This window comes from Malikia spinosa, assembly GCF_002980625.1.
GTDB classification, from domain to species: Bacteria; Pseudomonadota; Gammaproteobacteria; order Burkholderiales; family Burkholderiaceae_C; genus Malikia; species Malikia spinosa.
In genome coordinates, this window is record NZ_PVLR01000001.1 from 53,666 (window position 1) to 74,814 (window position 21,149).

Sequence of the window (21,149 nt, forward strand, 5' to 3'; positions counted from 1 at the left end):
ATACAAAATGGCTATCATCGAAGTCAAAGTCCCGCAACTGTCCGAGTCCGTGGCCGAAGCCACCATGCTGCAGTGGAAGAAGAAGCCGGGCGAGGCCGTCGCGGCTGACGAGATCCTGATCGAGATCGAGACCGACAAGGTCGTGCTCGAAGTGCCGGCCCCGTCGGCTGGCGTGCTGGTCGAGCTGGTCGTCGGCGACGGCGGCACCGTGGTTTCCGACCAGGTCATCGCCCGCATCGACACCGACGGCAAGGCCGCTGCCGCTGCCCCGGCTGCTGCCGTGGCCGCCGCTCCCGCAGCCGCTGCCGCCCCGGCTGCTGCTGCCGCTGCTCCGGCTTCCGCCTCGATGGCCGGCGTCGCGATGCCGGCTGCTGCCAAGCTGATGGCTGACGCCGGCATGGCTGCCGGTTCGGTTGCCGGTACCGGCAAGGACGGCCGCGTCACCAAGGGTGATGTGCTGGCTGCCGCCGCCGCTCCGAAGGCCGCACCGGCTCCGGCTGCTGCGCCCAAGGCCGCACTGCAGCAGGTCGCTGCTGCGCCCATCTCGCTGGGCGAGCGTCCCGAGCAGCGCGTGCCGATGACCCGTCTGCGTGCCCGCGTCGCCGAGCGTCTGCTGCAGTCGCAGTCGACCAACGCCATCCTGACCACCTTCAACGAAGTCAACATGGCTCCGGTGATGGCGATGCGCTCCAAGTTCCAGGACAGCTTCACCAAGGAGCATGGCTGCAAGCTGGGCTTCATGAGCTTCTTCGTCAAGGCTGCCGTGCACGCCCTGAAGAAGTTCCCGGTCCTGAACGCTTCGGTCGACGGCAACGACATCGTCTACCACGGCTACTTCGACATCGGTATCGCGGTCGGTTCGCCGCGCGGCCTGGTGGTGCCGATCCTGCGCAACGCCGACCAGATGAGCTTTGCCGACATCGAGAAGAAGATCGCCGAGTTCGGCAAGAAGGCCGCTGAAGGCAAGCTGGGCATCGAAGAGATGACCGGCGGTACCTTCTCGATCTCCAACGGTGGCACCTTCGGCTCGATGATGTCGACCCCGATCATCAACCCGCCGCAGTCGGCCATCCTGGGCGTGCACGCGACCAAGGACCGCGCCGTGGTCGAGAACGGCCAGATCGTGATCCGTCCGATCAACTACCTCGCAATGTCCTACGACCACCGCATCATCGACGGCCGCGAAGCCGTGCTGGGCCTGGTCGCCATGAAGGACGCGCTGGAAGATCCGGCCCGCCTGCTGTTCAACATCTGAACCAGCTGAACTGAAGCGACGATGCCGCGCCCGGCGTGGCGTCTCCCTTCACTGAACCATCAAGAGCCCACCCATCAGGTCCGACCTCCGGTCTGCCCCTTGGTGGGCTTTTTGCCAAGCCGCCTAGATTTAACGGCAGCCGCCCGCAGCGGCGCGCGCTGCCAGATTCAAAGAGAACATCATGAGCAAGCAATTCGACGTCATCGTCATCGGCGCCGGCCCCGGCGGCTACATCGCAGCCATCCGTGCCGCCCAGCTCGGCTTCCAGGTCGCCTGCATCGACGAGTGGACCAACGCCGCCGGCGGCGCCGCTCCGGGTGGCACCTGCACCAACGTCGGCTGCATCCCGTCCAAGGCCCTGCTGCAGTCGTCCGAGCATTTCGACCACGCCAACCACCATTTCGCCGAGCACGGCATCAGCACCGGCGCCGTCAAGATGGACGTGGCCAAGATGATCGCGCGCAAGGACAACGTCGTGAAGCAGAACAACGACGGCATCCTGTACCTGTTCAAGAAGAACAAGGTCAGCTTCTTCCACGGCCGCGGCTCGTTCGTCAAGGCGGTCGAGGGCGGCTACGAGATCAAGGTCGCCGGCAAGGCCGAAGAGACCCTGGTGGGTAAGCAGGTCATCGTCGCGACCGGCTCCAATGCCCGCTCGCTGCCCAGCGTCCCGTTCGATGAAGTCAACGTGCTGTCCAACGACGGCGCGCTGCGCGTCGGCGCGGTGCCCAAGAAGCTGGCCGTGATCGGCTCGGGCGTGATCGGCCTCGAGATGGGTTCGGTCTGGCGCCGCCTGGGCGCTGACGTCACCATCCTCGAAGGTCTGCCGACCTTCCTGGGCGCGGTTGACGAGCAGATCGCCAAGGAAGCCAAGAAGGCCTTCGACAAGCAGGGCCTGAAGATCGAACTCGGCGTCAAGGTCGGCGAGATCAAGTCGCTCAAGAAGGGCGTCTCGATTGCCTACACCAACGCCAAGGGCGAGGAAGTCAAGCTCGACGCCGACAAGCTGATCGTCTCGATCGGCCGCGTGCCCAACACCAATGGCCTGAACGTCGAAGCCGTCGGCCTGCAGCTCGACGAGCGCGGCGCGATCCTGGTCGATGGCGACTGCAAGACTAACCTGCCGGGCGTCTGGGCGGTCGGCGACGTGGTGCGCGGCCCGATGCTGGCGCACAAGGCCGAGGAAGAGGGCGTTGCCGTGGCCGAGCGCATCGCCGGCCAGCACGGTCATGTCAACTTCAACACCATCCCCTGGGTCATCTACACCAGCCCCGAGATCGCCTGGGTCGGCCGCACCGAGCAGCAGCTGAAAGCCGACGGCGTCAAGTACAAGGCCGGCAGCTTCCCGTTCCTGGCCAACGGCCGCGCACGTGCGCTCGGCGACACCACCGGCATGGTTAAGTTCCTGGCTGACGCCGCGACCGACGAGATCCTGGGCGTGCACATCGTGGGGCCCATGGCTTCCGAGCTGATCGCCGAGGCCGTGGTCGCGATGGAGTTCCGCGCCAGTGCCGAGGACATCGCCCGCATCTGTCACGCGCACCCCTCGCTGTCGGAAGCGACCAAGGAAGCCGCGCTGGCAGTCGACAAGCGCACCCTCAACTTCTAAGCGGCACTGCAGGTTGATGAACGACAACAACGCATCCGAGTCGGGCTTCGGCCCGGTGCGCCTGGCCTATGAGGCCGAGCTGGTGGCGCGTGGCTACCAGAGCGATCCGGCGCAATTGCGCGCCGTCGAGGCGCTCGAGCGCTGCGCGTCCGAGTGGGCGCATTTCAAGCAGCGCCGCTCGAACGCGCTCAAGAAGTTCATCAACCGCCTGCCGATCCCGAAGGGCGTCTACATGTTCGGCGGGGTGGGGCGCGGCAAAAGCTTCCTGATGGACTGCTTCTACAACGCCGTCCCCCTCAGGCGCAAGACGCGGCTGCACTTCCATGAGTTCATGCGCGAGGTGCACCGCGAGCTGGCCGACCTGCAGGGCACGGTCAACCCGCTCGATGCGCTGGGCCTGCGCATGTCCAAGCGCTACCGGCTGATCTGCTTCGACGAGTTCCACGTCGCCGACGTCACCGACGCGATGATCCTGTATCGGCTGCTCGAAGCGATGCGCAAGTACGGCATCGGCATGGTCACGACCAGCAACTTCCATCCCGACGGCCTGTATCCGAACGGTCTGCACCGCGACCGCATCCTGCCCGCGATCGAGCTGCTCAAGCAAGACCACCAGGTCATCAACGTCGACAACGGCACCGACTACCGGCGCCGCACCTTGGAGCATGTCAAGCTCTACCACTGCCCGCTCGGGGTCGAGGCCGACGCCCAGATGAAGCTGGCCTTCGACGAGCTGGCCGAGGCGCATGACGAGGACCCGGTGCTGCATATCGAGGCGCGCGAGATCCGCGCGCTGCGCCGCGCCGGCGGCGTGGTCTGGTTCGACTTCAAGGAACTGTGCGGCGGGCCGCGCTCGCAGAGCGACTACCTCGAGATCGCCAGCCAGTTCCACACCGTGCTGCTGAGCAACGTGCCCTACATGCCGATCAACATGGCTTCGGCTGCGCGGCGCTTCACCTGGCTGGTCGACGTGCTGTATGACCGCCGCGTCAAGTTCGTGCTGTCGGCCGCGGTGCCGGCCGAGGCGCTCTACACCGAAGGCCCGCTGTCGCACGAGTTCCCGCGCACGGTCTCGCGCTTGAACGAGATGCAGTCCAAGGAATACCTGGACATGGAATACCGCGAGGTCGATACCTCGCTGAGCTGAACCAGACCAGCGCGCTCGCGCTGGCTGGCGGCGCGCGCTGCGCCGCCAAGGGTTTCAGTGTTTCAGTTGCGCGGCGTCAGAACAGCTTCCACCAGGGAGCCTTGCGCGGCTGGTCGGCCTGGGGTGCGTTGGCCGGGTAGTTCTTCTCGAGCACGCGGCGCGCATCCTGTGCCAGATCCTGCATCCCCATCGCCTCGTAGGACTTGACCAGCAGGGTCAGGGCTTCCTTGGCGGCAGGCACGCCCTGGTATTCGGTCAGCGCGAGCTGGGCCCGGTTGACCGCCGCCACATAGGCGCCGCGCTGGTAGTAATAGCGCGCCACATTGACCTCGGACTCGGCCAGCGAATTGATCACATAGGTCATGCGCAGGCGGGCGTCGGGCGCGTATTTCGAATCGGGGAAGCGCTGCACCAGTTCACGGAACGACTCGAACGACACCTTGGCCGCCTTCTGGTCGCGCTCGGACAGGTTCTGCTCCGACAGGCTGCTGAACAGGCCCAGGTTGTCGTTGAAGTTCACGATGCCCTTGAGGTAGAGCGCGTAGTCGAGTGCCGGACTGGCCGGATGCAGCTTCATGAAGCGGTCGAGCGTCGCGACCGCCTGCGGCTGCTCGCCGTTGCGGTAATGCGAGTAGGCCTTCTCGAGCTGGGCCTGCTGGGCCAGCGGCGTGCCGGCGGCACGGCCCTCGAGTTTCTCGAACTGCTGGATCGCTTTTTCGAACAGGCCGTTGCTGCGGTTGTCCATTGCCTCGGCGTAGATCTTCTCCGGGCTCCAGTTCGCCGTCTCGTCGATCGGCTTCGGGCTGGCGCAAGCGGTCAGCAGCGCGGTGGCCAGCAAAACCGTTAGGCGCGGGCGCAACGGGAACACAGCGGATAATCGGGGCAGAAACATCGTGCGTACACCTTTGCAGCAGCAGGAAAATCGGATTGACTCAGGAAATTATATCGACCCCCCTACAGGAGCCCGGCTTGCCGGCCTGGAGCCCCACCGACGAAATCGACGAGCTCGAGCAGGCGCCCGAGCGGCGCTGCTTCGTCGTCGACGCGCATGAGCATGGGCTCAGGATAGACAAGTTGCTGGCCCTGCGCTGTCCCGAATTCTCGCGCGGCTATTTTCAGCATTTGCTGCAGGAAGGCGCCGTGCAGTTGGCCGGGCGCGTGCTGTCCAAGGCCGCGGCCAAGGTCAGGGCTGGCGAGCCGGTCGAGGTCGAGCTCAGGCCCACCGCCCAGGCGATGGCCTTCTTGCCCGAGGCGATGGCCTTGCAGGTGGTGTACGAGGACGAGCATCTGTTGGTGATCGACAAGCCGGCGGGCCTGGTGGTGCACCCGGCCGCCGGCAACTGGACCGGCACCTTGCTCAATGGCTTGCTGGCCTATCATGCCGCTGCCGCGCGCCTGCCGCGCGCCGGCATCGTGCACCGGCTAGACAAGGACACCAGCGGGCTGCTGCTGGTCGGCAAGACGCTGCCGGCCTGCGAGGCGCTGGTGCGCCTGATCGCGCAACGCAGCGTGCACCGGATCTATGTCGCGCTCGCGCATGGCGCCTGGCGCGGTGGCGACGAGATCGAGGTCGAGCGCTGGGTTGGCCGCGACCCGCGCAACCGCCTGCGCATGGCGGTGCTGGCGCCCAACAGCGGCGGCGCCAAGGAAGCCAGGACCACGATCCGGCGCCTGGACGCCGGCGATGACTACTGCTGGGTCGGCTGCAAGCTGCACACCGGCCGCACGCACCAGATCCGGGTCCACATGACCAGCCTGAACCATGCGCTGGTCGGTGACGTGACCTATGGCGGTCGTCTGCTGCTGGGCATGCAGCGCCAGGCCTTGCATGCGCACCGGCTCGCGCTGCCGCATCCGATCACGGGGCAGGCGCTGCATTTCGAGTGCGCGCTGCCGGCCGATCTGGCGCAGGCGGTCGAAAACGCCGGACTGCACTATAATCTCGATCACCTATGGCAGGTGAGCGATACCTGACCGACTTTTTATTACGCCATTAGCCGCCTCGCCGGCCTGCGGTCCCGGAGCTTTCCCGGCCGACCTCCTTGATCAGTTCCGGACCTCGGACCCAACACCATGAACACCGCGGATGCGCGTCGCATCCTCGAGACTGCATTGCTTTGCGCACAGGAACCCCTGAGTCTGCGCGAGATGGCTGTGCTTTTCGAGGGCGCGCTGTCATATGACACCTTGCGCCGGCTATTGACCGAGCTGCAGCGTGCCTGGGACAATCGTGGCCTGGAACTGGTCTGTCTGGCCAGTGGCTGGCGCTTCCAGAGCCGGCCGGAGCTGCGGCCGTTCCTGGAGCGGCTGCATCCTGAAAAGCCGCCCAAGTACAGCCGGGCCGTGCTCGAGACACTGGCGATCATCGCCTATCGCCAGCCGGTCACCCGCGGCGATATGGAGGAGATCCGTGGCGTCACGATCAATTCGGCCATCATCAAGCAGCTCGAGGACCGCGGCTGGATCGAGGTCATCGGTTACCGCGAGACGGTCGGGCGACCGGCGCTGTTCGCGACCACGCGGACCTTCCTGGATGACCTGGGACTGGCCGCGCTGGACGCCTTGCCACCGCTCGAGGCGGTGTCAGCACCCGTCGACGCCCTGGCGGCGCTGACGCTGCAAGCGCCGAGCCCCAGCCCGACCGGGCCGCATGCCGATGAAGGCGCTGCGCCGGTCCCCCCCAATATGCCCAACGAAGGCCTGCAAAGGCCTGCAGAATCAGAAACATGAACCAGATGCCACAAGCCCCCTCCGACGCCGAACCTTCGGTTGCCACCGCTGCCGCCGCGCCCGCCGAGGGTCAGTTCGACCTGGAGCAGGAGCAGCAGCTGTTCGCTGACCTGGTCTCGGGCGAATTCGATGCCGAGCAGGACGCCGAGCTGCCCGACGAGGGCAAGCGCGTGCTGCTGCCGCAGGCCGACGCGCCCAAGCTGCACAAGGTGCTGGCCCAGGCCGGCCTGGGTTCGCGCCTCGAGATGGAACGCCTGATCCAGGACGGCCGGGTCACGGTCAACAATGAGCCGGCCCATGTCGGCCAACGCATCCAGCACGGCGACCAGATCAAGATCAACGGCAAGCTGGTCCGGGTGCGCATCGCGCCGCCGCCGCCGCGCGTGCTGGCCTATCACAAGCCGGCCGGCGAGGTCGTCACCCATGACGACCCGCAGAACCGCCCGACCGTGTTCCGCCGCCTGCCGCGCCTGTACAACGGCAAATGGCAGTCGGTCGGACGGCTCGACCTCAACACCGAAGGCCTGCTGCTGTTCACCGATTCGGGCGAACTGGCCAACAAGCTGATGCACCCGCGTTTCGGCCTGCAGCGCGAATACGCGGTGCGCGTGCTCGGCGCCCTGAGCAACGACGAGAAGGCACGCCTGCTCGACGGCGTGCGCCTCGATGACGGCATGGCGCAGTTCCAGAGCATCGAGGACGGCGGTGGCGACGGCGCCAACTGCTGGTATCGCGTCACGATCGCCGAGGGCCGCAACCGTGAGGTGCGCCGCATGTTCGAGGCCGTCGGCCACGCCGTCAGCCGCCTGATCCGTATCCGCTACGGTGCCGTCGTGCTGCCGCGCGGCCTGCGTCGTGGCGTCTGGACCGAGCTCGACTACCGCGACATCGAGCGCCTGACCCTGGCCGCCGGCATGCGCCGCACCGACGAGCAGGCGCAGGACTCGGCGCGCAAGGCCGCCAGCCGCAACCCGCCGCCGCGCCGCAACAAGGGATCGGGCCCGCGCCCGAGCGCGCCCAAGCTGGTCGAGGGTCCGGCGATCTCGCGCAGCAGCGGCCGCGCCATCCGCGAGCCGCGCTACGGCCATGACGAGCAGGGCTACGGCGAACAGCAAGCACCGTTCGGCCGCCAGGCCGATCCGCGCGACCTGCGCGATACACGCGGTCGCGGCCTGGGCCAGCCCGACCCGACCCAGACTGGCTACGGCTACATCGGCGCCGAGGCCGGCCAGAAGCGCAAGGGCCCCGGCCTTTACGCCGGCGGCAAGAGCGGTCGCCCGGGTTCGCCGGGCGGGCAGGGCGGCCCGCGCAAGGGTCCGCGCCGCTGAGCAGGCAAAGCCCCGACACCCGGCCCTGTGCGGCCGGGCGCAGTCATGACTAACAGTTAGAATCAGCGACTTTCCAAACCAACCCACAAGGTATAAAAATGGCTATCGAACGCACCCTGTCCATCATCAAGCCCGACGCCGTCGCCAAGAACGTCATTGGCCAAATCGTCAGCCGCTTCGAAAACGCCGGCCTGAAGATCGCTGCCGCCAAGCTGGTCCAGCTGTCGCGCGCCGAAGCCGAAGGCTTCTACGCTGTTCACGCTGCACGTCCCTTCTTCAACGACCTGGTCAACTTCATGATCTCGGGTCCGGTCTTCGTGCAAGTGCTCGAAGGCGAAGGCGCGATCCTGAAGAACCGTGAACTGATGGGCGCTACCGATCCGAAGAAGGCTGAAGCCGGCACCATCCGCGCTGACTTCGCCGAGTCGATCGACGCCAACGCCGTGCACGGCTCCGACGCTCCGGAAACCGCAGCCGTCGAGATCGCCTACTTCTTCCCGGCCCTGAACGTCTACGCACGTTAATTGGCATATGACGGCCAATCTGCTCGACTACGACCTCGAGGGCTTGGCCGCCTTCTGTGAACGGCTCGGAGAGAAACGTTTCCGAGCCGTCCAGCTTTACCGCTGGATCCACCAGAAAGGCGTGGCCCGCTTCGAGGACATGACTGACCTGGCGCGCAGCCTGCGGGAAAAGCTCCCCGGGGTGTGCGAAGTGCGCGGCCTGCCCGTGCTGACACAACAGATTTCGACCGACGGCACCATCAAGTGGCTGTTCGATGTCGGCGGCGGCAATGCCGTCGAAACCGTATTCATTCCGGAAGACGACCGGGGCACGCTGTGCGTGTCCTCGCAGGCGGGTTGTGCCGTCGGCTGTCGCTTCTGTTCCACCGGCCACCAGGGTTTTTCCCGCAACCTGGGAACGGGCGAGATCATCGCCCAGCTCTGGTATGCCGAGCATTTCCTGCGCCAGCGCTTCAAGACCAGCGAACGGGTGATCTCGAACGTGGTCATGATGGGCATGGGCGAGCCGCTGCAGAACTACGGCGCCCTGGTGCCGGCGCTCAAGACCATGCTCGACGACCATGGCTACGGCCTGTCGCGCCGGCGCCTGACGGTCTCGACCTCGGGCGTGGTGCCGATGATGGACCGCTTGAGCCAGGACTGTCCGGTCGCGCTCGCGGTCTCGCTGCACGCGCCCAATGACGAGTTGCGCGACCACCTGGTGCCGCTGAACCGCAAGTACCCGCTGGCCGAGCTGATGGCGGCCTGCAAGCGCTACTTGCCGGCGGCGCCGCGCGACTTCATCACCTTTGAGTACTGCATGCTCGAGGGTGTCAACGACCAGCCCGAGCACGCGCAGCAACTGGTCGCGCTGGTGCGCGCACATGGCGTGCCGTGCAAGTTCAACCTGATTCCGTTCAATCCCTTCCCGGATTCGGGCCTGAAATGCTCAGGCAAGGCGGTGGTCAAGGCCTTTGCCGAGCAGCTCAACGCGGCCGGCATCGTGACCACGGTGCGCAAGACCCGAGGTGACGACATCGACGCCGCCTGTGGCCAGCTCGCAGGCGACGTGCTCGACCGCACCAATGCGGCCGAGCGCATGGCGCAGCGCCGTGGCGAGGTCGAGCAGGTCGTGGTCTGGCAACCCCGGGAGAAGACCTGATGAAGTCGATCCTGACCTGGCTGTTGCTGGGCGCTGCTGCGGCCAGCCTGTTTGGCTGTGCCTCCCGTCCGAGCGAACCCGAAGTGGCCGCCAGCGGCAAGGAATGGGTCACCGAGTCGGATGAACCCGAAGCGCAGCGGCGCGCGCGCCTGCGGATCGAATTGGCCTCGGGCTACTTCGAGAAGGGCCAGGTCACGGTCGCGCTCGACGAGGTCAAGCAGGCGCTGGTGGCTGATCCGAACTACGCTCCGGCGCACAACCTGCGCGGCCTGATCTACCTGCGGCTCAAGGAGCCCAAGCTGGCCGAGGCCAGCTTCCTGCAGGCGATCAAGCTGGCACCGCGCGACGGCGACAGCTGGCATAACCTGGGCTGGATGCATTGCGAAGCCGGCAAGCATGCCGAGGCGATTGCCGCCTTCGGCAAGGCCTTGCAGACGCCGCAATATGCGGCCGCCTCCAGGACCTGGATGAGCCAGGGCATCTGCCAGGCGCGCGCCGGTCAGCCGCTCGAAGCCGAGCGCAGCCTGTTGCGCGCCTTCGAGCTTGATCCAGCCAATCCGATCGTCAGCTACAACCTCGCCTCCCTGCTGATGCAGCGGCGCGAGTATCAGCGTGCCCAGTTCTATATCCGGCGCCTGAACAATTCCGAGCTCGCCAATGCCGAGTCGCTCTGGCTTGGGGTCCGGGTCGAGCGCAAGCTCAACCAGCTCGGCACCGCACGCCAGCTCGGCGAGCAATTGCGCAGCCGTTATCCCGAATCCCAGGAGGCCGCCAACTACGAGCGCGGCGCTTTCGATGACTGAAGACTCCTCCCCAACGTCCGCCCCCTTGCCCGCATCGGCTGGCCCGTCCGAGGCTGCGCCGCCTGGCGAGCTGCTGCGCCAGGCGCGCGAGGCCGCCGGCTTGCAGATCGCTTCGCTGGCCGCCATGCTCAAGGTGCCGGTCGAGCGCCTGCAGGCGCTCGAGGCGGGCCGCTATCAGGAGCTGCCCAACCTGACCTTCGCGCGGGCGCTGGCTTCCAGCATCTGCCGCGTGCTCAAGATCGATCCGGCACCGGTGCTGCAGGGCTTGCCGCATGGCGGCGAGGTCAAGCTCGGCACCGACCGGCCGATCCAGGCCAGCTCTTTCGACTCGCACCGGCGCGGCCTGTTCCGCCTGCCAGGCGGCCTTCATCTGGGCTCGCCGCTGGTCCTGTCGCTGCTGGTGCTGGTGCTGGCGGTCGCGCTCTGGTGGTGGTTGCCCCAACGTGAGGCCGAGCCGGCTGCCGATGTCGATACCGCGGCCCAGGTGGACGAAGCACCGCTTGAATCGGTGGTCATCGAGCCCCCGCTGCCGGCTGTCGCCGACTCTCCAGCCGTGGTGACGCCGGCGGCCGAGCCTGTGCCGGCTGCGCCCACCGCTGTCTTGCCTGCACCGGTCGCGCCAGCTCCTGCTGCCTCTGTCCCGGTGGCTGCCATCCCCGCAGCGGCTGCTGCGGCCCAGCCCGCCGTCGGCCAGCCCCTGCTGCAGCTGCGCGCGCGTTCGGCGACCTGGATCCAGCTCAAGGATGGCGCCGGCAAGGAATTGCAGCAGCGCACGCTGCAGCCCGGCCAGACGCTGGACTACGACGGCGCTGCGCCGTTGCAGGTCGTGCTCGGTCGAGCCAGCGGGGTCGAGGTGATCGTGCGGGGCCAGGTCTTCGATACCTCGGCCTACGCTCCCAACAAGGTCGCGCGTTTCGAGGTCAAGTGAAGCATGAGCGAATTCGATTCAACGGTTGAGCCGCAGCCCCCGGTCCTCTCGGGCATCCCGCGGCGCAAGTCGCGCCAAGGCGTGGTCGCCTGGGGCGACAATCGGGTCACGGTCGGCGGCGACGCCCCGGTGCGGGTGCAGTCGATGACCAACACCGACACCGCCGATGTGATCGGCACCGCGATCCAGGTCAAGGAGCTGGCCCAGGCTGGCTCCGAGCTGGTCCGGATCACGGTCAACAACGAGGAAGCCGCGCGCGCGGTGCCGCATATCCGCGAGCAGCTCGATCGCATGGGCATCGATGTGCCGCTGATCGGCGACTTCCACTACAACGGCCACACGCTGCTGAGCGAATTCCCGGACATGGCGCAGGCACTGTCCAAGTACCGCATCAACCCCGGCAACGTCGGCCGTGGCGACAAGAAGGACCGTCAGTTCGCGCAGATGGTCGAAGCCGCCGTGCGCTGGAACAAGCCGGTGCGCATCGGCGTCAACTGGGGCAGCCTGGACCAGGACCTGCTGGCCGGCATGATGGACGAGAACGCCCGCCGCGCCCAGCCCTGGGACGGCAAGCAGGTGATGTACGAGGCGCTGATCGCCTCTGCGCTCGGTTCGGCCACGCGCGCCGGGGAACTCGGCCTGGCGCCCGAGAACATCATCCTGTCGTGCAAGGTCAGCGGCGTGCAGGACCTGATCGCGGTCTACCAGCAGCTGCACCAGCGCTGCGACTATCCGCTGCACCTGGGCCTGACCGAGGCCGGCATGGGCACCAAGGGCACGGTGGCGTCCAGCGTGGCGCTCGCGGTGTTGCTGCAGCAGGGCATCGGCGACACGATCCGCGTCTCGCTGACGCCCCAGCCGGGCGAGGCTCGCACGCAGGAAGTGGTGGTCGCGATGGAGATCCTGCAGGCGCTCGGCCTGCGCAGCTTCGTGCCGAGCGTGACGGCCTGTCCGGGCTGCGGTCGCACCACCAGCACCACCTTCCAGGAGCTGGCCAAGCAGATCGACGACTATCTGCGCGGCTCGATGCCGCAATGGCGCGAGCGCTATCCCGGGGTCGAGAACCTCAAGGTGGCGGTCATGGGCTGCATCGTCAACGGCCCGGGCGAGAGCAAGCATGCCGACATCGGCATCAGCCTGCCCGGCACCGGCGAAGCGCCGGCCGCGCCGGTCTTCATCGACGGCGAGAAGGCGCTGACCTTGCGCGGTGCCGGCATCGCGCAGGAGTTCCAGCAGGTCGTCGAACAGTACATCCAGAAGAAATTCGGCGTGTCGGCCTGATCCGGCGCGCCCTGCAAGCAGCTTAGCAAAAGAATCCATGGCAGAAAAACTCAGTGCCGTCAAAGGCATGAACGACATCGCGGCGCCCGAATCGGCGCATTGGGAATGGCTCGAGGCCAAGGTCCGTGCGCTGATGAGCCGCTACGGCTACCGCAACATCCGCACGCCGATCGTCGAGCCGACCGGCCTGTTCGTGCGCGGCCTGGGCGAGGTCACCGACATCGTCGAGAAGGAGATGTATTCCTTCGAGGACCGGCTCAACGGCGAGCAGCTGACCCTGCGCCCCGAGGCGACTGCCGGCGTGGTGCGTGCCGCGATCGAGCACAACATGCTGTACGACGGCCCCAAGCGCCTCTACTACATGGGCCCGATGTTCCGCCACGAGCGCCCGCAGCGCGGCCGCTATCGCCAGTTCCACCAGATCGGCTCCGAGGCGCTGGGCTTTGCCGGCCCCGATGTCGACGCCGAGCAGATCACCTTGGCCTGCGACCTCTGGGCCGAGCTGGGCCTCGGCGACGTGACGCTCGAGATCAACAGCCTGGGCCAGCCGGCCGAGCGCCAGCTGCACCGCGCCGCGCTGATCGCCTATCTGGAGCAGCACCAGCAGCAGCTCGACGAGGACGCCAAGCGCCGCCTCTACACCAATCCGCTGCGCATCCTCGACACCAAGAATCCGGCCATGCAGGCGCTGGTCGAGGGCGCACCGAAGCTGATGGACTACCTGGGCGCGGAGTCGCTGGCGCATTTCAACGGCCTGCGCGCGCTGCTCGATGCCCAGGGCATCAGCTACCGCATCAACCCGCGCCTGGTGCGCGGCATGGACTACTACAACCTGAGCGTGTTCGAGTTCGTCACGACCTCGCTCGGCTCGCAGGGCACGGTCTGTGCCGGCGGTCGCTATGACGGCCTGATCGCGCAGATCGGCGGCAAGCCGGCGCCGGCGGTCGGCTGGGCGCTCGGGGTCGAGCGCATCCTCGAGCTGCTCAAGGCACAGAGCCTGCTGCCCGCGGTTCCGGTGCCCGACTGCTATGCGGTGGTGCCGCAGGTCGAGGCCATGCCGCAGGTGATGCCGGTGCTGCGCGCGCTGCGTGCGGCCGGGGTCTCGGTCCAGATGCATGCCGGCGGCGCCGACGGCCACGGCAGCATGAAGTCGCAGTTCAAGAAGGCTGATGGCAGCGGCGCGCGCTATGCGCTGATCTTCGGTGCCAGCGAGCTCGAGGCCGGCCAGGTCGCGGTCAAGCCGCTGCGCGAGGGTGCCGGCGCCATCAGCGAGCAGACCCAGTTCGCGCTGGCGCAGGTCGCACAATGGGCGGCGCAGCTGCGCCAGGCCTGAGCGCGGCCGCATTTCGGCCGCATCGGCCTACAATGCCCGTCGAGGGTCCGCCTGGCGGGCCCTCTCGTATCACCCTTTTCGATTGAGCCCATGGCCTCCCATCTCGACCTGGAAGAGCAGGAACAGCTCGCCAACTTCAAACATTTCTGGTCCCAGTACGGCAACCTGATCAGCTGGGTGCTGATTGCTGCTCTGACGGGCCTGGCCGCCTTCAACGGCTGGCAGTACTGGCAGCGCAAGTCGGCCCAGGAAGCCGCCGCGCTGTATGACGAGCTCGAGCGCGCAGTCCAGGCCGGCGAAGCCGACAAGGTGCAGCGCGTCTGGGCTGATGTGCAGGCCAAGGCCGGTCGTGCCCAGCAAGGCCAGCAGGCCGGACTGCTGGCGGCCAGTTCGCTGCATGGCGCTGGCAAGAGCGAGGAAGCCCGCAAGGCGCTGGCCTGGGTCATCGACCAGTCGTCCGATTCGGCCTTGATCGCCGTCGCGCGCCTGCGCCTGGCCGGCCTCGAACTCGAGGCCAAGGACTACGAGCGCGCGCTCAAGACGCTGGATTTCAAGGCCAGCCCCGAATTCGCCCCGCTGCTGGCTGACCGCCGCGGCGACGTGCTGCAGGCCCAGGGCCAGTCCGACGCGGCGCGCACCGCCTACCGCAGCGCCTGGGACGGGCTGGCGAGCGCGCCTGAATACCGCCGCATCGTCCAGGCCAAGCTCAATGCGCTGGGCTTTGATCCCGAGTCGGCTTCCACCCCCACCCAGGAGTAAGTTCCGTGACGTTCAGCCTCAGTCGCGCCACCCCGCGCCTTGCCGTCGCCACCGCTGCGGTCCTGCTGGCCCTGGCCGGTTGTTCCTCCAGTCCGACCAAGCCCAAGCCCGCGGCGTTGAAGTCCTTCGATGCCAGCCTGCCGGCCCGCCAGGCCTGGAAGGTCCAGCTCGGCGCGCCCGCGCCGCAATCGGTGCCGGTGCTGGCCGGGCGCGAACTGGCGCTGGCCAGCGCCGCCGGTCGGGTGCTGGTGCTCGATGCCGACAGCGGCAGCGAGCGCTGGCGTGCCGAGCTCGGCACGGCCGTGTCGGCTGGCGTCGGCTACGACGGTGAAACCGCTGCGGTCGTGACCCAGGACAACGAACTCGTCGCCATCGCGCTGGGCAAGGTGCAGTGGCGCGTGCGTCTGGCTGCGCGTGCCTTCAGTGCGCCGCTGGTGGCCGGCCGGCGCGTCTTCGTGCTGGCGGGCGACCGCAGCGTCTCGGCCTATGACGCGCGCAACGGCGCCAGGCTCTGGACTCAGGCCGCGCGCGGCACCGAGCCGCTGGTGCTGCAGCAGCCCGGCGTGCTGCTGGCGGTTGGCGACACCCTGGTGGCTGGCATGGGCGCGCGCCTGAGCGGCCTCAACCCGGGCAACGGCCAGCCGCGCTGGGAGGTCCCGGTGGCCTCCGCGCGTGGCGTCAACGAAATCGAACGCCTGCTCGACCTGGTCGGTCCGGCGGCCCGCGTGCAAGGCAATGTCTGCGTGCGCGCCTTCCAATCGGCCATCGGCTGCGTTGACGCCCAGCGCGGCGCGCTGCGCTGGACCAAGCCGGCCAACGGTGCGGTCGGCCTGGCCGCCGATGGCGACCGCGTCTACGGTGTCGAAAGCAACGGCCGCCTGCTGGCCTGGAAGCTCGACAACGGTGAAGTCCAGTGGCAATCCGACCTGCTGCTGAACCGTGGCCTGAGCGCCCCGCTGGTGGCTGGCCGCTCGCTCGCGATCGGCGACGCCCAGGGCTATGTGCATGTGCTCGCTCGCGAGGACGGCAAGCTGCTGAATCGACTGGAGACTGACGGCTCGGCCATCGTCTCCGCCCCCCTGCTGGCGGGTCAAAACCTGCTGGCCCTGACACGCAAGGGCGTTCTCTACGCCTGGCGCCCCGAATGAAACCTGTGATCGCCCTGGTGGGCCGACCCAACGTCGGCAAATCCACCCTTTTCAACCGCCTGACCAAGACGCGCGACGCCATCGTTGCCGACTTTCCCGGCCTGACGCGCGACCGCCACTACGGCAACGCCCGTCTGGGCAAGCGCGAATTCATCGTGATCGACACCGGCGGCTTCGAGCCCGATGCCGGCAGCGGCATCTTCAAGGAGATGGCCAAGCAGACCCAGCAGGCCGTCGCCGAGTCCGATGTCGTCGTGTTCGTGCTCGACGCCCGTGGTGGCCTGAGCGCGCAGGACCACGACATCGCGAACTACCTGCGCCGCCTCAACAAGCCGACGCTGCTGGTGGCCAACAAGGCCGAAGGCATGAAGGAGGGCTCGCAACTGGTCGAGTTCTACGAGCTCGGCCTGGGCGATGTGCTGCCGGTCTCGGCCGCGCACGGCCAGGGCGTGCGCCCGATGCTCGAGGCCGCGCTCGACAAGCTGTCCTGGCCCGACGAGGAAGACGCCGTCGCGCCCGACGAGAGCGTGATCAAGCTGGCCGTTGCCGGTCGGCCCAACGTCGGCAAGTCGACGCTGATCAACGCCTGGCTCGGCGAGGAGCGCCTGGTCGCCTTCGACATGCCGGGCACGACGCGCGACGCGATCTCGGTGCCGTTCGAGCGCAACGGCCAGAAGTTCGAGCTGATCGACACCGCCGGCCTGCGCCGCAAGGGCCGTGTCTTCGAGGCGATCGAGAAGTTTTCGGTCGTCAAGACGCTGCAGGCGATCGAGAACGCCCATGTCGTGCTGCTGCTGCTCGACGCGACCGAAGGCGTGACCGACCAGGATGCGCATATCGCGGGCTTCGCGCTCGAGAGCGGTCGCGCCGTGGTGCTGGCGATCAACAAGTGGGACGCGATCGACAGCTACCAGCGCGAGACGCTGCAGCGCTCGATCGAGAGCCGGCTCGGCTTCCTGAAGTTTGCGCCGCTGCACATGATCTCGGCCAAGAAGCGCCAGGGCATCGGTCCGCTCTGGACCTCGATCGCCAAGGCCTACGCCTCGGCCATGGTCAAGATGCCGACGCCGCTGCTGACCCGTCTGCTGCAGGAGTCGATCGTGCTGCAGGCGCCCAAGCGCGGCGGCATGTACCGCCCCAAGATGCGCTATGCGCACCAGGGCGGCATGAACCCGCCGGTGATCGTGATCCACGGCAACTCGCTCGACAACGTCGACAACGCCTACAAGCGCTTCCTCGAGGGCCGCTTCCGCAAGGCCTTCGACCTGGTCGGCACGCCACTGCGCATCGAGTTCAAGACCGCGGCCAACCCCTACGACGAATGACCCCAGCCGCCGCCGGCCCGCAGCAAGCGGGCGGGCTGTGGTAAGGTCGCCATCCCTCAACTCTTTTGAACACGGAGCATATCGTGAGCAATAACAAAGGCCAACTCTTGCAAGATCCTTTCCTGAACCAGCTGCGCCGCGAGCACGTGCCGGTGTCGATTTACCTGGTCAACGGAATCAAGCTGCAAGGCCAGATCGAGTCGTTTGACCAGTATGTCGTGCTGCTGCGCAACACCGTGACCCAGATGGTCTACAAGCACGCGATCTCCACCATCGTTCCGGGCCGTCCGGTCCAGTTCAGCGCTGCCGCGCCTGATCAGCCTGTTGCTGCTGCCTGATCCTCCTTGAACGACAGTCAGAAATCCCCTTCCGCGCTGCCCGGCGTCGTGCTCGTCGGAGTCGACCTGGGCCTGCCGCATTTCGACGCCGAACTCGAGGAGCTGGCCCAGCTCGCCGAGACCGCTGGCTACCGTGTCGTTGACCGGGTGGCCTGCAAGCGGCGCGCCCCCGATCCGGCCCTGTTCATCGGTTCTGGCAAGGCCGACGAGATCAAGGCGCTGGCGCTGGGCCATGGTGCGACCGAAATCCTGTTCGACCAGGCACTGAGCCCGTCGCAGCAGCGCAACCTCGAGCGTCACATGGGGCTGCCGGTCAACGACCGCACCCTGCTGATCCTCGAGATCTTCGCCCAGCGCGCGCGCAGCCACGAGGGCAAGTTGCAAGTCGAGCTCGCGCGCCTGCAGTACCTGAGCACCCGCCTGGTGCGGCGCTGGTCCCACCTCGAGCGCCAGAGCGGCGGCATCGGCATGCGTGGCGGCCCGGGCGAGACCCAGATCGAGCTCGACCGCCGCATGATCGGTGACTCGATCAAGCGCACCCGCGAGCGACTCGAAAAGGTCAAGCGCCAGCGCAGCACGCAGCGGCGCCAGCGCGAGCGGCGCGAGACCTTCACGATCTCGCTGGTCGGCTACACCAACGCCGGCAAGTCCTCGATCTTCAACGCGCTGGTCAAGGCACGCGCCTATGCGGCCGACCAGCTGTTCGCCACGCTCGACACCACGACGCGCCAGCTCTACCTCGGCGAGGTCGAACGCACGGTGTCGCTGTCCGACACGGTGGGCTTCATCCGCGACCTGCCGCACGGCCTGGTCGAGGCCTTTGCCGCCACGCTGCAGGAAGCGCGCGACGCCGACTTGCTGCTGCATGTGGTCGACGCCTCGAACCCCGACCATCCCGAACAGATCACCGAGGTGATGCGGGTGCTGCGCGAGATCGGTGCCGACGACCTGCCGCAGATCCTGGTCTTCAACAAGCTCGACGCGGTCGAGCCCGAACGCCAGCCGCTGCAGCGCATCGACCAGATCGAGCTCGACGGCCAGACGGTGCCGCGCATCTTCCTGAGCGCACACACCGGCGACGGGCTGTCCGACCTGCGCGGCCTGCTGGCTGAGCGGGTGCGGGCCCGCTTCGGTGTTCGCCCGCCCGAGTCTCCCGACAGCGGCGTCGGCCTCGAGGATTCGGCACAATAGCCTATTTCCACCGCAAGCCAAAACCTACATGAACTTCAATTTGTTGAGCCTGCGTGCGGTCCGCTGGGACCGGCTCAAGGGCATGTTCAACCTCAACGATCCCCGCTGGGGCCGTGGTGACGAGAGCAAGCCCGATGCCGGTGGCTCCGGCGAGGAACAGCGTTCCAAGCGTCCGGCCGGTCCGAACCAGGGGCCGCCCGATCTCGATGAGCTCTGGCAGGACTTCAACCGCAAGTTGTCGGGGCTGTTTGGTGGCGGTGGCGCAGGCGGTGGCAAGCCGGGTGGCCAGTTCCCAGGCTTCAAGCCCGGACCCAAGGGCACCGGCATCGGCGTGGGCGTGATCGCTGGCGGCTTGCTGCTGGTCTGGCTCGGTACCGGCTTCTTCATCGTGCAAGAAGGCCAGCAGGCCGTCATCACCCAGTTCGGCCGCTACCAGAGCACGGTCGGCGCCGGTTTCAACTGGCGCCTGCCTTATCCGATCCAGCGCCACGAGACCGTCAACGCGACCCAGATCCGCTCGGTCGATGTCGGCGGCGACGCCGTCATGCGCGCCACCGGCCTGCGCGAGTCGGCGATGCTGACCGAGGACGAGAACATCGTCGAGATCAAGTTCGCGGTCCAGTACCGCCTGAGCGACGCGCGTGCTTTCCTGTTCAACAGCCGCGACCCCGAGGACGCGGTGCGCAAGGCCGCCGAGACCGCCGTGCGCGAGGTGGTGGGCAAGATGAAGATGGATGCGGCCCTGGCCGAAGAGCGCGACCAGATCGGTCCGCGCGTGCGCACTCTGATGCAAGCCATCCTTGACCGCTACGAGATCGGCATCGAGGTCGTCGGCATCAACCTGCAGCAAGGTGGCGTGCGTCCGCCGCTGGAAGTGCAGGCCGCCTTTGACGATGTGCTCAAAGCCGGCCAGGAGCGCGAGCGCTCGAAGAACGAGGCCGAGGCCTACGCCAACGAGGTCGTGCCGCGCGCCAAGGGCACGGCTTCGCGCCTGTTCGAGGAAGCCGAGGGCTACAAGGCCCGCATCGTCGCGCAAGCCGAGGGCGATGCCCAGCGCTTCAAGCTGGTGCAGGCCGAATACGCCAAGGCGCCGCAGGTCACGCGCGAGCGCATGTACCTCGACACGATGCAGCAGGTCTACGGCAACGTCAGCAAGGTGCTGGTCGATACCAAGCAGGGCTCGAACATGCTGTATCTGCCGCTCGACAAGGTCATGCAGCTGAGCGCCCAGGCCGAGCCGACTGCCGCAGTCGCCGCTCCGGCGGCGCCCGCTGCCGTTTCCAATGGTTCGCCGGCGAACGCGGGCGCTGCCGCCTCGCGCAGCCGCGAGAGCGATCGCTCGCGCGACCGCGACGTCCGCTGAAGGCCCTGAGGACCAGAATATGAACAGAATCGGATTCATCCTGTCTTCCCTGCTGGTGGCGCTCGCGCTGGCCAGCTCGATGCTCTTCGTGGTCGACCAGCGCCAGTTCGGCGTGGTCTATGCGCTGGGCCAGATCAAGAGCGTGATCACCGAGCCCGGCCTGCATGTCAAGCTGCCGCCGCCGTTCCAGAACGTCTCCTACGTCGACAAGCGCCTGCTCACGCTGAAAAGCAGCGACACCGAGCCGACGCTGACGGCCGAGAAGCAGCGCGTCGTGATCGACTGGTATGTGCGCTGGCGCATCTCCGACCCGCAGGCCTATATCCGCAACGTCGGTCTCGACGAGCGCGCCGGCACCGACCAGCTCAAGCGCGTGGTGCGCAACAGCTTCCAGCAGGAAGTCAACAAGCGCACCGTCAAGGAGCTGCTGTCGAGTCAGCGCGAGCAGCTGATGGCCGACGTCAAGCGCGAGGTGCTGGCGGCCGTGCGCGGCGCCGACAAGCCCTGGGGCATGGACGTGGTCGATGTCCGCATCACCCGGGTCGATTACGCCGAGACCATCACCAAGTCGGTCTATGACCGGATGGAGGCCGAGCGCAAGCGGGTCGCCAACGAGCTGCGCTCGACCGGTTCGGCTGACGGCGAGAAGATCCGCGCCGACGCCGACCGCCAGCGCGAGGTGCTGGTGGCACAGGCCTTCCGCGATGCGCAGAAGATCAAGGGCGAGGGCGATGCCGAGGCGTCGCGCATCTATGCCCAGTCCTTCGGCAAGGACCCGGCCTTTGCCCAGTTCTACCGCAGCCTCGAGGCCTACAAGTCCAGCTTCGCCAACAAGTCCGACATGCTGGTGCTCGACCCGTCGAGCGAATTCTTCAAGGCCATGCGCTCGAGCGGATCGGCCGCCGCGGCGCGCTGAGCGCTCCTTTTACCGGGTGCCTCGCCGCAC

At 67.3% G+C, this 21,149-nt stretch carries 20 protein-coding genes; 19 read left to right on the forward strand and 1 reads right to left on the reverse strand.

Translation table 11 applies throughout. The features are described 5' to 3' along the window. Positions 1-7: 7 nt before the first annotated feature. The 3 genes from odhB (at position 8) to zapE (ending at position 4,011) form a co-directional block, all read left to right on the forward strand. Positions 8-1,255: a 2-oxoglutarate dehydrogenase complex dihydrolipoyllysine-residue succinyltransferase gene (gene odhB / locus C6P61_RS00225; protein ID WP_105727913.1), complete on the forward strand. Its 1,248-nt coding sequence runs from the start codon at positions 8-10 to the stop codon at positions 1,253-1,255. Between the two features lie 181 nt (positions 1,256-1,436). Further along, positions 1,437-2,864 carry a dihydrolipoyl dehydrogenase gene (gene lpdA / locus C6P61_RS00230; protein ID WP_105727914.1) on the forward strand — a complete coding sequence of 476 codons (1,428 nt, stop codon included), beginning with the start codon at positions 1,437-1,439 and terminating at the stop codon, positions 2,862-2,864. A gap of 16 nt (positions 2,865-2,880) precedes the next feature. Next, complete coding sequence (gene zapE, locus C6P61_RS00235; RefSeq protein WP_105727915.1) at positions 2,881-4,011, forward strand: cell division protein ZapE; 1,131 nt, start codon at positions 2,881-2,883, stop codon at positions 4,009-4,011. Positions 4,012-4,087: 76 nt separating this feature from the next. Here the strand turns inward: zapE and C6P61_RS00240 are convergent, their stop codons facing one another. Beyond that, positions 4,088-4,903, reverse strand: a complete 816-nt coding sequence (locus tag C6P61_RS00240) for an outer membrane protein assembly factor BamD (protein WP_105727916.1) — start codon at positions 4,901-4,903, stop codon at positions 4,088-4,090. Between the two features lie 77 nt (positions 4,904-4,980). On the opposite strand from C6P61_RS00240, the gene C6P61_RS00245 reads away from it, so the two are divergent. The 16 genes from C6P61_RS00245 to hflC all read left to right on the forward strand — a co-directional run bounded on the left by C6P61_RS00245 (position 4,981) and on the right by hflC (position 21,119). Beyond that, positions 4,981-5,985 carry an RluA family pseudouridine synthase gene (locus tag C6P61_RS00245; protein ID WP_244908693.1) on the forward strand — a complete coding sequence of 335 codons (1,005 nt, stop codon included), beginning with the start codon at positions 4,981-4,983 and terminating at the stop codon, positions 5,983-5,985. 99 nt (positions 5,986-6,084) lie between these two features. Then, positions 6,085-6,741, forward strand: a complete 657-nt coding sequence (gene scpB, locus C6P61_RS00250; RefSeq protein ID WP_105727917.1) for an SMC-Scp complex subunit ScpB — start codon at positions 6,085-6,087, stop codon at positions 6,739-6,741. Continuing rightward, complete coding sequence (locus C6P61_RS00255) at positions 6,738-8,069, forward strand: pseudouridine synthase (RefSeq protein WP_105727918.1); 1,332 nt, start codon at positions 6,738-6,740, stop codon at positions 8,067-8,069. Before scpB ends, C6P61_RS00255 begins: the two co-directional genes overlap by 4 nt. A 98-nt stretch (positions 8,070-8,167) precedes the next feature. After that, complete coding sequence (ndk, locus tag C6P61_RS00260) at positions 8,168-8,593, forward strand: nucleoside-diphosphate kinase (RefSeq protein WP_105727919.1); 426 nt, start codon at positions 8,168-8,170, stop codon at positions 8,591-8,593. 7 nt (positions 8,594-8,600) lie between these two features. Then, positions 8,601-9,734 (forward strand): dual-specificity RNA methyltransferase RlmN, encoded by a 1,134-nt coding sequence (rlmN, locus tag C6P61_RS00265; protein WP_105727920.1) that lies wholly within the window; start codon positions 8,601-8,603, stop codon positions 9,732-9,734. Continuing rightward, positions 9,734-10,537, forward strand: coding sequence for a type IV pilus biogenesis/stability protein PilW (gene pilW, locus C6P61_RS00270; protein WP_105727921.1), 804 nt, complete (start codon positions 9,734-9,736; stop codon positions 10,535-10,537). The genes rlmN and pilW overlap by 1 nt, the downstream gene beginning before the upstream one ends. Positions 10,538-10,562: 25 nt before the next feature. Next, on the forward strand, positions 10,563-11,465 hold the full coding sequence (locus C6P61_RS00275) for a helix-turn-helix domain-containing protein (RefSeq protein ID WP_170067296.1): 903 nt from the start codon (positions 10,563-10,565) through the stop codon (positions 11,463-11,465). Positions 11,466-11,468: 3 nt separating this feature from the next. Next, positions 11,469-12,746, forward strand: a complete 1,278-nt coding sequence (gene ispG / locus C6P61_RS00280; protein WP_105727923.1) for a flavodoxin-dependent (E)-4-hydroxy-3-methylbut-2-enyl-diphosphate synthase — start codon at positions 11,469-11,471, stop codon at positions 12,744-12,746. A 37-nt stretch (positions 12,747-12,783) separates the two neighbouring features. Beyond that, the gene (gene hisS / locus C6P61_RS00285) at positions 12,784-14,079 is read left to right on the forward strand and encodes a histidine--tRNA ligase (RefSeq protein WP_105727924.1); all 1,296 of its coding nucleotides are present in this window, start codon (positions 12,784-12,786) and stop codon (positions 14,077-14,079) included. Between the two features lie 90 nt (positions 14,080-14,169). Then, complete coding sequence (locus C6P61_RS00290) at positions 14,170-14,838, forward strand: YfgM family protein (RefSeq protein WP_105727925.1); 669 nt, start codon at positions 14,170-14,172, stop codon at positions 14,836-14,838. A gap of 5 nt (positions 14,839-14,843) precedes the next feature. After that, entirely contained in the window at positions 14,844-15,986 is a 1,143-nt protein-coding gene (gene bamB, locus C6P61_RS00295) for an outer membrane protein assembly factor BamB (protein WP_105727926.1), read from the forward strand. Beyond that, positions 15,983-17,311 (forward strand): ribosome biogenesis GTPase Der, encoded by a 1,329-nt coding sequence (gene der, locus C6P61_RS00300; RefSeq protein ID WP_105727927.1) that lies wholly within the window; start codon positions 15,983-15,985, stop codon positions 17,309-17,311. Before bamB ends, der begins: the two co-directional genes overlap by 4 nt. A 65-nt stretch (positions 17,312-17,376) precedes the next feature. Beyond that, positions 17,377-17,649, forward strand: coding sequence for an RNA chaperone Hfq (hfq, locus tag C6P61_RS00305; RefSeq protein WP_105727928.1), 273 nt, complete (start codon positions 17,377-17,379; stop codon positions 17,647-17,649). Between the two features lie 6 nt (positions 17,650-17,655). Continuing rightward, positions 17,656-18,840 carry a GTPase HflX gene (hflX, locus tag C6P61_RS00310; protein ID WP_202428292.1) on the forward strand — a complete coding sequence of 395 codons (1,185 nt, stop codon included), beginning with the start codon at positions 17,656-17,658 and terminating at the stop codon, positions 18,838-18,840. Between the two features lie 28 nt (positions 18,841-18,868). Further along, positions 18,869-20,203, forward strand: a complete 1,335-nt coding sequence (hflK, locus tag C6P61_RS00315; RefSeq protein WP_105727929.1) for an FtsH protease activity modulator HflK — start codon at positions 18,869-18,871, stop codon at positions 20,201-20,203. A gap of 19 nt (positions 20,204-20,222) precedes the next feature. Continuing rightward, the gene (hflC, locus tag C6P61_RS00320) at positions 20,223-21,119 is read left to right on the forward strand and encodes a protease modulator HflC (RefSeq protein WP_105727930.1); all 897 of its coding nucleotides are present in this window, start codon (positions 20,223-20,225) and stop codon (positions 21,117-21,119) included. Positions 21,120-21,149 lie beyond the last annotated feature (30 nt).

What these genes read in the sequence shown, in the direction of transcription:
- odhB (WP_105727913.1), top strand. Translation starts at nt 8, where the DNA reads ATGGCTATCATCGAAGTCAAAGTCCCGCAACTGTCCGAGTCCGTGGCC.
- lpdA (WP_105727914.1), top strand. Translation starts at nt 1,437, where the DNA reads ATGAGCAAGCAATTCGACGTCATCGTCATCGGCGCCGGCCCCGGCGGC.
- zapE (WP_105727915.1), top strand. Translation starts at nt 2,881, where the DNA reads ATGAACGACAACAACGCATCCGAGTCGGGCTTCGGCCCGGTGCGCCTG.
- C6P61_RS00240 (WP_105727916.1), bottom strand. Translation starts at nt 4,903, where the DNA reads ATGTTTCTGCCCCGATTATCCGCTGTGTTCCCGTTGCGCCCGCGCCTA.
- scpB (WP_105727917.1), top strand. Translation starts at nt 6,085, where the DNA reads ATGAACACCGCGGATGCGCGTCGCATCCTCGAGACTGCATTGCTTTGC.
- C6P61_RS00255 (WP_105727918.1), top strand. Translation starts at nt 6,738, where the DNA reads ATGAACCAGATGCCACAAGCCCCCTCCGACGCCGAACCTTCGGTTGCC.
- ndk (WP_105727919.1), top strand. Translation starts at nt 8,168, where the DNA reads ATGGCTATCGAACGCACCCTGTCCATCATCAAGCCCGACGCCGTCGCC.
- rlmN (WP_105727920.1), top strand. Translation starts at nt 8,601, where the DNA reads ATGACGGCCAATCTGCTCGACTACGACCTCGAGGGCTTGGCCGCCTTC.
- pilW (WP_105727921.1), top strand. Translation starts at nt 9,734, where the DNA reads ATGAAGTCGATCCTGACCTGGCTGTTGCTGGGCGCTGCTGCGGCCAGC.
- ispG (WP_105727923.1), top strand. Translation starts at nt 11,469, where the DNA reads ATGAGCGAATTCGATTCAACGGTTGAGCCGCAGCCCCCGGTCCTCTCG.
- hisS (WP_105727924.1), top strand. Translation starts at nt 12,784, where the DNA reads ATGGCAGAAAAACTCAGTGCCGTCAAAGGCATGAACGACATCGCGGCG.
- C6P61_RS00290 (WP_105727925.1), top strand. Translation starts at nt 14,170, where the DNA reads ATGGCCTCCCATCTCGACCTGGAAGAGCAGGAACAGCTCGCCAACTTC.
- der (WP_105727927.1), top strand. Translation starts at nt 15,983, where the DNA reads ATGAAACCTGTGATCGCCCTGGTGGGCCGACCCAACGTCGGCAAATCC.
- hflK (WP_105727929.1), top strand. Translation starts at nt 18,869, where the DNA reads ATGAACTTCAATTTGTTGAGCCTGCGTGCGGTCCGCTGGGACCGGCTC.
- hflC (WP_105727930.1), top strand. Translation starts at nt 20,223, where the DNA reads ATGAACAGAATCGGATTCATCCTGTCTTCCCTGCTGGTGGCGCTCGCG.